At 71.2% G+C, this 7,791-nt stretch carries 10 protein-coding genes and 1 pseudogene; 4 read left to right on the forward strand and 7 right to left on the reverse strand.

Annotated features, from left to right (window positions below):
* Positions 1–102: 102 nt before the first annotated feature.
* Positions 103–2,583, reverse strand: a complete 2,481-nt coding sequence (locus tag ACZ4W5_RS18330; RefSeq protein WP_465655507.1) for an RICIN domain-containing protein — start codon at positions 2,581–2,583, stop codon at positions 103–105.
* Between the two features lie 99 nt (positions 2,584–2,682).
* Complete coding sequence (locus ACZ4W5_RS18335; protein ID WP_465655509.1) at positions 2,683–2,829, reverse strand: hypothetical protein; 147 nt, start codon at positions 2,827–2,829, stop codon at positions 2,683–2,685.
* A 127-nt stretch (positions 2,830–2,956) separates the two neighbouring features.
* Between ACZ4W5_RS18335 and ACZ4W5_RS18340 the strand changes: the two are divergent.
* Positions 2,957–3,082, forward strand: a pseudogene (locus ACZ4W5_RS18340) (ATP-binding protein); the annotation flags it as partial.
* 71 nt (positions 3,083–3,153) lie between these two features.
* Here the strand turns inward: ACZ4W5_RS18340 and ACZ4W5_RS18345 are convergent.
* A complete protein-coding gene (locus ACZ4W5_RS18345) occupies positions 3,154–3,456 on the reverse strand; it encodes a WhiB family transcriptional regulator (protein WP_360232769.1) in 303 nt (100 codons plus the stop codon).
* An 865-nt stretch (positions 3,457–4,321) separates the two neighbouring features.
* Here ACZ4W5_RS18345 and ACZ4W5_RS18350 point away from each other — a divergent pair.
* A complete protein-coding gene (locus ACZ4W5_RS18350) occupies positions 4,322–4,603 on the forward strand; it encodes a helix-turn-helix domain-containing protein (RefSeq protein WP_360232890.1) in 282 nt (93 codons plus the stop codon).
* Between the two features lie 213 nt (positions 4,604–4,816).
* Here ACZ4W5_RS18350 and ACZ4W5_RS18355 read toward each other — a convergent pair whose 3' ends face one another.
* The 4 genes from ACZ4W5_RS18355 to ACZ4W5_RS18370 form a co-directional block, all read right to left on the reverse strand.
* Positions 4,817–5,218, reverse strand: a complete 402-nt coding sequence (locus tag ACZ4W5_RS18355) for a DUF2267 domain-containing protein (protein ID WP_360232772.1) — start codon at positions 5,216–5,218, stop codon at positions 4,817–4,819.
* 51 nt (positions 5,219–5,269) lie between these two features.
* Complete coding sequence (locus ACZ4W5_RS18360; RefSeq protein ID WP_360232775.1) at positions 5,270–5,674, reverse strand: DUF2267 domain-containing protein; 405 nt, start codon at positions 5,672–5,674, stop codon at positions 5,270–5,272.
* Entirely contained in the window at positions 5,671–6,024 is a 354-nt protein-coding gene (locus tag ACZ4W5_RS18365; protein ID WP_465655511.1) for an STAS domain-containing protein, read from the reverse strand. Before ACZ4W5_RS18365 ends, ACZ4W5_RS18360 begins: the two co-directional genes overlap by 4 nt.
* A 125-nt stretch (positions 6,025–6,149) precedes the next feature.
* Positions 6,150–6,584 (reverse strand): Hsp20/alpha crystallin family protein, encoded by a 435-nt coding sequence (locus ACZ4W5_RS18370; protein ID WP_402476105.1) that lies wholly within the window; start codon positions 6,582–6,584, stop codon positions 6,150–6,152.
* 109 nt (positions 6,585–6,693) lie between these two features.
* Here ACZ4W5_RS18370 and ACZ4W5_RS18375 point away from each other — a divergent pair, with 109 nt between their 5' ends.
* Both ACZ4W5_RS18375 and ACZ4W5_RS18380 read left to right on the forward strand, forming a co-directional pair.
* Positions 6,694–7,395, forward strand: coding sequence for a hypothetical protein (locus ACZ4W5_RS18375; RefSeq protein WP_465655513.1), 702 nt, complete (start codon positions 6,694–6,696; stop codon positions 7,393–7,395).
* Entirely contained in the window at positions 7,370–7,621 is a 252-nt protein-coding gene (locus ACZ4W5_RS18380; protein ID WP_465655515.1) for a hypothetical protein, read from the forward strand. Before ACZ4W5_RS18375 ends, ACZ4W5_RS18380 begins: the two co-directional genes overlap by 26 nt.
* Positions 7,622–7,791 lie beyond the last annotated feature (170 nt).

A 7,791-nucleotide genomic window follows, 5' to 3' on the forward strand; every position in this document is an offset into this window, starting at 1 on the left:
TGTGGGGGGCTTTTCCTTTTTTCCTCTCGCCCGCGCTCTCGTCCTTCCGGTTCCTCCCCCCCCCCCCCCCCCCCCCACCGCGGGGGTCCTGTTACGCCCGGATCACCGAGTGGTCCACTGCTGGTTGGCCTTGCCACTGCCACAGGTCCACTGCACGACCTGCGCACCGTCAGCCGTCGAAGCACCCGCCACGTCAACGCACTTGCCACTGTTGACGGAGACCAGCTGCACGGCACCCGAACCCGCCACCGGCTGCAGCAACCACTGCTGATTGGCCTTGCCACTGCCACAGGCCCACTGCACGACCTGCGCACCGTCGGCCGTCGAAGCACCGGTCACATCAAGGCACTTGCCACTGTTGACGGAGACCAGCTGCACGGCACCCGAACCCGCCACCGGCTGCAGCAACCACTGCTGGTTGGCCTTGCCACTGCCGCAAGTCCACTGCACGACCTGCGCACCGTCGGCCGTCGAACCACCGGTCACATCAAGGCACTTGCCACTGTTGACGCTGGTGACGGCGGTGGCCGTCGGACCGGCGAGCGGGGTGATGGCGACGTTGGCGAAGTCGGTGTGCTGGAAGCCGCCGACGCCCAGGCCGATCTGGCCGACCAGGTGGCTGCTGTCCATGACCGATGCGACCTGCACCTGGTCGATGGACGCGGTGATCGAGTCGCCGGTCATCGCGAGCGTGAGCTTGTGCCAAGTCCCGGCGCCCGCACCGGAGTAGCGCCCACCGGCCAGCACGGTGTCGGTGCTGGAGCGGTCCTCGGTGAACAGCGTCCAGGCACCGGAGTCGTCGATCCTCAGGTGGTAGGCGGAGCGGTCGTGGTCGACGTGGTCGATGCGGCCGAGCAGTTCGGCGGAGCTGCCGGACTGCTCGAAGTTCACGTCCGTGCTGGCCTGGTAGTTGTTCCACCTCGGGTCCCCCAGCAGGGTGGCCGGGGTGTAGTTCATGTCCGAGTGCCATGGCAGTGGGGCCTGGGTGATGACCTGGCGCAGGCACATCGGGGTGCCGGCCCCGGCCGGGCAGGGCGCGGTCTCGAACGCGCCGGCCCAGTCGTGGACGTACTGTGCGGTCGCGCCGCTCCGGTAGCCACTGAGGTCGGCCCGGTAGGGCAGCGGAAGGGTCTGCCCGGCGGGTGCGGTGGCGGTGCCCTTGCCCTGGCCGGTGGTGGTGGTCACGGTGTAGAGGTGGCCCGGTTGGAGGGTCAGCGAGTACGCGCCGCCGTGCGGGGTGACGTCCTGGGTGTGGACGAACCACTGGGTGGAGTCGTTGCTGTTCATGTCGGTGGCCCAGACGTGCACCGTACCGTTCGAAAGTCCGCCGGCGACCTTGACGTTGACGGTGGTCGCGGCCGAGGCGTCCGTGGTCTCGATGACGGTGCTGTAGTCCTGGCCGGACTTCATGGTGACGTAACTGCCGCTGTGCGGGTCGCCGTTGAGGCCCGTGCCGGGCAGGTAGCCGGTGGCGCCGTCCAGGTACTTCCAGCCCGGCTGGGCGAACTGCGTCGTGTGGGCCATCACCCAGATGTCCCGGCCCACCTGGTAGTTCCCCGACCAGGGCTGGTCGGCGGCCATCAGACCGGCGCCCGCGAAGGGCAGGTTCGAGGGCCAGGAGCTGACCAGCGCCCACTTGATGTCCGCGGTCATCCTGGCATCGATGTACTCGCGGTTGACGTTGCGGGCCAGGGCGGACGGCTGGGAGCCGTAGCTGTCGTTGTCGTCCTCGGAGGCCCAGAGCGGCTTGCCGAGCCCGATCGCGGTGCTGCTGCCGGGGCAGCCGGTGTACGACGGGGTCGAGTGCCAGCAGGTGCCGTGCAGGCCGATGACGCCGACGGCCTTGTTGAAGGCGCTGTCGGAGGCCAGGTCGGCGGCCACCGACCAGTTCACGTCGTCGTTGTCGGAGGCCACCAGGGTGGTGCCGGTGTAGCCGTGGCTGTCGAGGGAGGTGCGGAGGCTCTCGTACCAGGTCTTGTCGTAGCCGCTCTCGTTCCAGCCGCCCAGGTAGCCGATGTCCAGCCCGTGGCTGTGCGCGCAGCCCAGCCAGGACTGGAGGTAGGTGATGTTGTCCTGGGACCAGATGCCGCCGTTCAGCCAGCCGGGGGCGGCCCACTCCAGGCCGTAGAACTTGATCTTCGGGTTGCGCGCCTTGGCCTGCTCCATGAGCCACCACTCGTAGCCACGGTCGCAGTTGACCTCCGTGGGGGTGCGCATGTGGCTGGGTTCGGGACCGTCGCTGGAGTTGGCGTCGCCGCCGATCTCCACCTTCAGCAGCTGCAGCGCGGCGCCGTATCCGGGCTTGAACAGGTAGTCCAGGATCTGGCTGCGCTGCGGCTCGGGGTAGTCGACCAGCAGTCGCGAGGTCGCCCCGCCGCCGCTGATGGCCCCGAGGCCGTCGAAGCTGCGGCCGGGCGAGGTGCCGTCGATGGTGATGGCCTGTGAAGGCACGGGTGTCGTCGCGTGCGCGGCACCGTCAGCCGGGGCGGCTGGTGCCGGGGTGGCGGTGAGGGCGGTGGCGAGGCCCAGGGCCAGCGCCGCGAGCAAGGCCCTGGCTCGCGGCAGCAGGGGAGGTCTACGCACGAAAGTGCTCCAAATGAACGGGGTGGGGTGGGGGGAGTGACGGTGTGTCAATTACGGGCCGGGCGAGCGGCGCAGGCGCGTCCGCCCCGCGGAGCGTGGTTACGGCAGGGTCCACTGCTGATCGGTGTCGCCGATCCCGTCCCGGATCTCCATCGGCGTGCCGTCGACGGTGGCGTCGTCGCGCCGACCGCGACCATCGACGGCAGTGCGGTGGGGGCTGCGTCGACGGCTTACGGGTGCGGGCATGGGATGGCGACCCACGGGAGGGACTCCAGGGGCTCAGGATGGTGAATTGAGTTTGGACCTGTTTAATATGAAGGCCAAGTAAGCAAGAGTCAACAAGTTCGAACGAGCTTCCCGGGCTGCGTGGAGCGACGAGCGGCTGTGCTCGGCGATCGTGGACCGGCTCACCTTCGACGCCCACATCGTCGACACCGGGACCGAGTCCTACCGGCTCGCCCGGACTGCCGCGAAACCGGCTGCGGCCCCGGCTGGTTGACCCATCCGCCAGGACCGCACACCAAGAGGCCGGTCCAGCTCAGACTGCCCGGCGGATGCGCCGGCGGCCCGTCATGCGACGGACGAGGCGGCGCCCCGGGGGCTGCGGGCCAGGAGCCGCTGCCGCTCGTCCTCGGTAAGCCCACCCCACACGCCGTAGGGTTCGCGCGTCTGCAGCGCGTGGCGGCGGCACTCGATGCGGACCGGGCACCCGGCACAGACGGCCTTGGCCGCCTCCTCGCGGGCATGGTGAGCGGCTCCGCGCTCACCCGAGGGGTGGAAGAACAGGGCGTTGTCGGCCTCACGGCACAGGCCGCGAAGCTGCCAGTCCCACCGGTACGCGAAGGCTCCGGGCAGGCGCGAGTTGTCCGTCATGGCGGACCTCTTTCCGATGTCGACGATCGCCAGGCCTCCCCTCGTGTAACCGCACCCGAGCCGACTATGCGTCCTGACCGCGTCCGCCGCCGTGCGGCGGGAAACCGGCACCCCGCCGCCGTTGGCCCGGGCCCTGTCCCAGGCCCTGACCCGGGCCCTGGCCGCACTGTTGGCCGACGACACGGTCGGCAGCGGCTCGGGAGATGCCACCGCGGCGCAGCGGAGGAGGACTACCTCCCGTCTCGCCCCCTCAAAATCTATGCGCGCCGCAGTAGACATTGCTCGCGGGCGGGTCTAGTGTTTCTCTCGTAGACAGCAGTCGGCGATACCGGCCAGACACGAACTGGCCGGGGTTGTTGGACAGAAGTTCGCAGTTCGGTCCGGCAGTGGAGTTCCGAAGCCAGGCAGGTGCAGGACGGCGACGGGGCTGACTGCCGGACCGGGCGGCCCGCAGGTATCAGGGGCCGCCACCAGCAGTACCGAGTAGTACGCAGTTCAGTGAGTGCAGTACCAGCAGTACGAAATGACAGTTCAGTACAGAGGATGAACGGAGGGCGCAAGCGCCATCAGGATCGCCCGGCCCGTGAACACTCGTCCGGGCGGACACCGCAGACCCCAAGGCAAGGACGGTGGTTTCCGGTCACGCATTCGCGATCCCCGCACACCCCTCTCTCGGGGCAGTGCGGCAGTAACAGGACCGGCTCAGGCCGGTAGATGGTGTTGTTCCCCTTCGGGGCCCCGGAGCCGACACGGCCCCGGGGCCCCTCGACGCGTTCTCCTCGAGAACCAGAGAGGTGCAGTGACTACAACGGCCAGCCCCGACACACCCGACAAGCTCGACGACGACGACTACCCCGCTTACACCATGGGACGCGCCGCCGAGATGACCGGCACCACGCCCGGCTTCCTACGAGCCCTCGGCGACCACCGCCTCATCACCCCGCTACGCTCCGACGGCGGCCACCGCCGTTACTCCCGCTACCAACTGCGCATCGCCATGCGCGCCCGCGACCTCGTCGACCAGGGCACCCCCATCGAAGCGGCCTGCCGCATCGTCATCCTCGAGGACCAACTCGAGGAAGCCCTGCGCATCAACGAACAACTCCGCCGCGCCCAACACCACCAGGAGCCCACCGCGGACACCTGACCGGACCGGCCACGGAGTCGCCGTTCGTCCATGCTTCTCCGGGAAACCCGGAGAAGCCCGGAGAAGCATGGAACCTGTGGAACCCGCATGCCGCACCGTCGTCATCATGTGAGTCGGTGGCCGTGGGCAACCGTTCCGGTGCCGCCCGACCCCGACGCATCGCATCGACCCTGCGCCGGACGGCATGCTGGGCCCGCCGCTGTCACCGGCAGTTCAGGCGGCGGTCGGGGTGAGGTCGGCGCGGCCGAAGAGCAGCGCCCAGCCGTGCGGCAGTTGGTGGAGGATCCGGTCGGTGAGGTCGTCGCCGGTGAGGTCGGTGAGGGCGGCCAGGACGGTGGAGGTGTCCCAGCGGGCGGCCGCGAGGGTGGTGCCCAGGGCGTCGGCGACGGCTTCGACGAAGGCGGGAGCCGAGACCGGTCGGGGCAGCGGGATCTGGGAGGCGAAGACGGTGCGCAACCGCTCGGGGAGTGCGGCGGCGAGGTCACAGCGTTCGTCGCCGGTGAGCTGGGAGCCGAGCAGCGCCAGGACGGCGGCGAGGGCGCGTTCGGCCTCGGCGTCGCTCGGGTAGCGGCCGAGGGTGCGGACCTGCTGGATCAGGTGGCGGTGCCGGGTCATGGCGGTGGCCTTCCGGGCGTGGGCCGCCGCGACGGGGCGGCCGTCATGGGGTCAGGGGCGTTGGCCGGCGGCGGGACGGCCGAAGAGCACGTCGTAGCCGGGCGGCAGTTGGAGCAGGACCTGCTCCATGAGCTGGTCGCCGGCGGCGTCGGCGACGGTGGACAGGACGGCGCCGATGTCCCACAGGGCGGTGGTTTCGGCGGCGCCTTCGATCCAGGCGGCGGTGGCGCGCACGAACCGTTCGGGGCTGAGCGGTTCGGTGGCCTGCAGCGGGTTGAGCAGGACCAGGGCCAGCGTCTCGGGCAGGCGGGCCGCGAGGTCCGAGCGCACCGTGCCGACCAGGTGCGCGCCGAGCAGGGCCAGGACGACGCGCGCGCAGCGTTCGGCCTCCTGCGGTGTGTCGTATTCGCCGCGTTCCCGGACCTGGTCCAGGAACGCCTCCCAGCGCAGTGTCATCGCGGGGTCCTCCCTCCGGTCGGCGGTGGCTGCCGGGGCTGGGCCGTACGGCCGGGCGGGCGGTGCGCCGGGGCCAGCCAGGTCGTCAGGCCGGTCAGTTCGAGGAGCCGGGCCACCGGGCGGGTGATGCCGCGCAGGGCCAGGCACGCCCCGTTCCGGTCGGCCTGGTTGCGGGCCTCCATCAGGACGTTCAGGCCTGCGCAGTCCATGAAGGTCACCTGTGACAGGTCGAGCACCACCTGCCGGTGGTCCGCCAGTGCGCGGGACAGCTCGCGACGAAGGTCCGGGGCGGTGTCGAGGTCGATCTCGCCGCACACCCTCACCGTGAACGGTGGCACCGGGGTGGTCATGGGGCGCTCGCTGTCCGTCGGGCCCGCGGGTCGCGGGCGTGTCCGGAAGGTCAGGCCGGGGGCGGGGTGTCCCGTGCCGCGCCGCCGGGGGGATTGCGGGCGGCACGGGACGGCTCGGGGAGAGGTCAGGCCTTGATCTGCTTGCGGCCCTCGCCGTGGGCGATGGCGATCTTGCGGGGCTTGGCCTTCTCGGCGACCGGGATCCTCAGGGTCAGCACGCCGGCGTCGTAGTCGGCGGTGATCCCCTCCGGGTCGAGGGTGTCGGAGAGCATGACCTGCCGGGAGAACACACCGAGCGGGCGCTCGGACAGCTCCCACTTCACGTCGTCACCCTGCCGGTGCGGACGGCGCTCGGCCTTGACGGTCACCATGTTCCGCTCGACGTCGATGTCGATCGCGTCCGGAGCCACCCCGGGCAGGTCGAAGCAGATCACGTACTCGTCACCGGAGCGGTACGCGTCCAGCGGCATCGGGGTCGGCCGCGACCAGGTACCGGTCGTGTTGAGGAACTGCTGGGTGAGCCGGTCGAGTTCGCGGAACGGGTCAGTGCGCAGCAGCATCGCGAAACACCTCCATTGAACGTTGGGTGCCAGTGCGCTTCACCTGAAACCGTTGTAGCACGTCATCCATCCAATGACAAACCCACGGCGTCGTCCGTAGAATGACTTCATGAGTACGAAGCCACCGAAGCCCGCAGCCAGGCCGGAGCCGGTCTCCTTCCTCGCCGCCGCCGCAGCGCTCGCCGTCATCGACGACGCCGTGCGCACGGCCCGGGAATCCGGCCGCCCCGCAGACAGACGTCCCGCGGACAGCGACGCACAGGAAGGTGGTGCCGAGCAGGCGCTGGCCGCCCTCGTGCTGCTGCGGGAACTGCGCACCCAGCTCGCCGGATGGGAGGCCCCGATGGTCGAGGCCGCCCGCGCCGCAGGCGCCACCTGGGCCGACCTCGCCCAGCCCATGGGCGTCGCCAGCCGGCAGGCCGCCGAGAACCGCTACCTGCGCCTGCGCCCCGCCGGTGCCACCGCCGCCACCACCGGCACCGCTGCCACCGGCGCGGAGCGGGTCAAGGCCGTACGCGACCGCCGCGCCGCCGACCGCGCCGTCGACGCCTGGGCCCGCGACCACGCCGCCGACCTGCGCGTCCTGGCCGCCCGGATCACCGCCGCCGCCGGGCACACCCCCGAGGCCGGGCCCGCCCTGGCCGCACTCACCGCCGCCCTCGGCGCCACCGACCCGGCCGGCCTCATAGCGCCCCTGGCCGGTATGCGCCGCCACCTCGGGGACGCCCATCCCGACCTCGCCGCCCGCCTCGACGACCTCACCGACCGCACCGACCGCCTCCGCCATGACAGCGACCAACGACGCGCCTGACTCCCCGGCCCAGGACCGCTGGCAGCACCTCGAGGACCGCCTCGCCGCCGTCGAGCTGCGGATCCGCGAGCAGAGCACCGCGACCCTCGGCGTCCTCGACACCCACCTGGCCCGCCTCGACGCCCTGCGTCGCCAACTCGCCGCCCAGCCCTGGCCGCCGCAGGGCCCCGACGTGCCCGGCGGCCCGGACCGCCACCCGGGCCCGTCCGCGGGAGCGGCTCATTGAACCCGGGCGCCGAGCCTGGCGCCCGCCCGAGACGGCCGTCGGGCGCCATCGGCTCCGGGGACAGAGCCGGGGGGGGGGGGGGGGGTGAGGGGGGGGGGGGAGGTGGTTCGTTTGTGCGACTTTGCGACTCTCCCTTCCCTCCTGTGGGGCGTTGGGTGTTCGGGGGGGGA

The sequence above is a fragment of the Kitasatospora sp. NPDC029367 genome, from assembly GCF_055569135.1.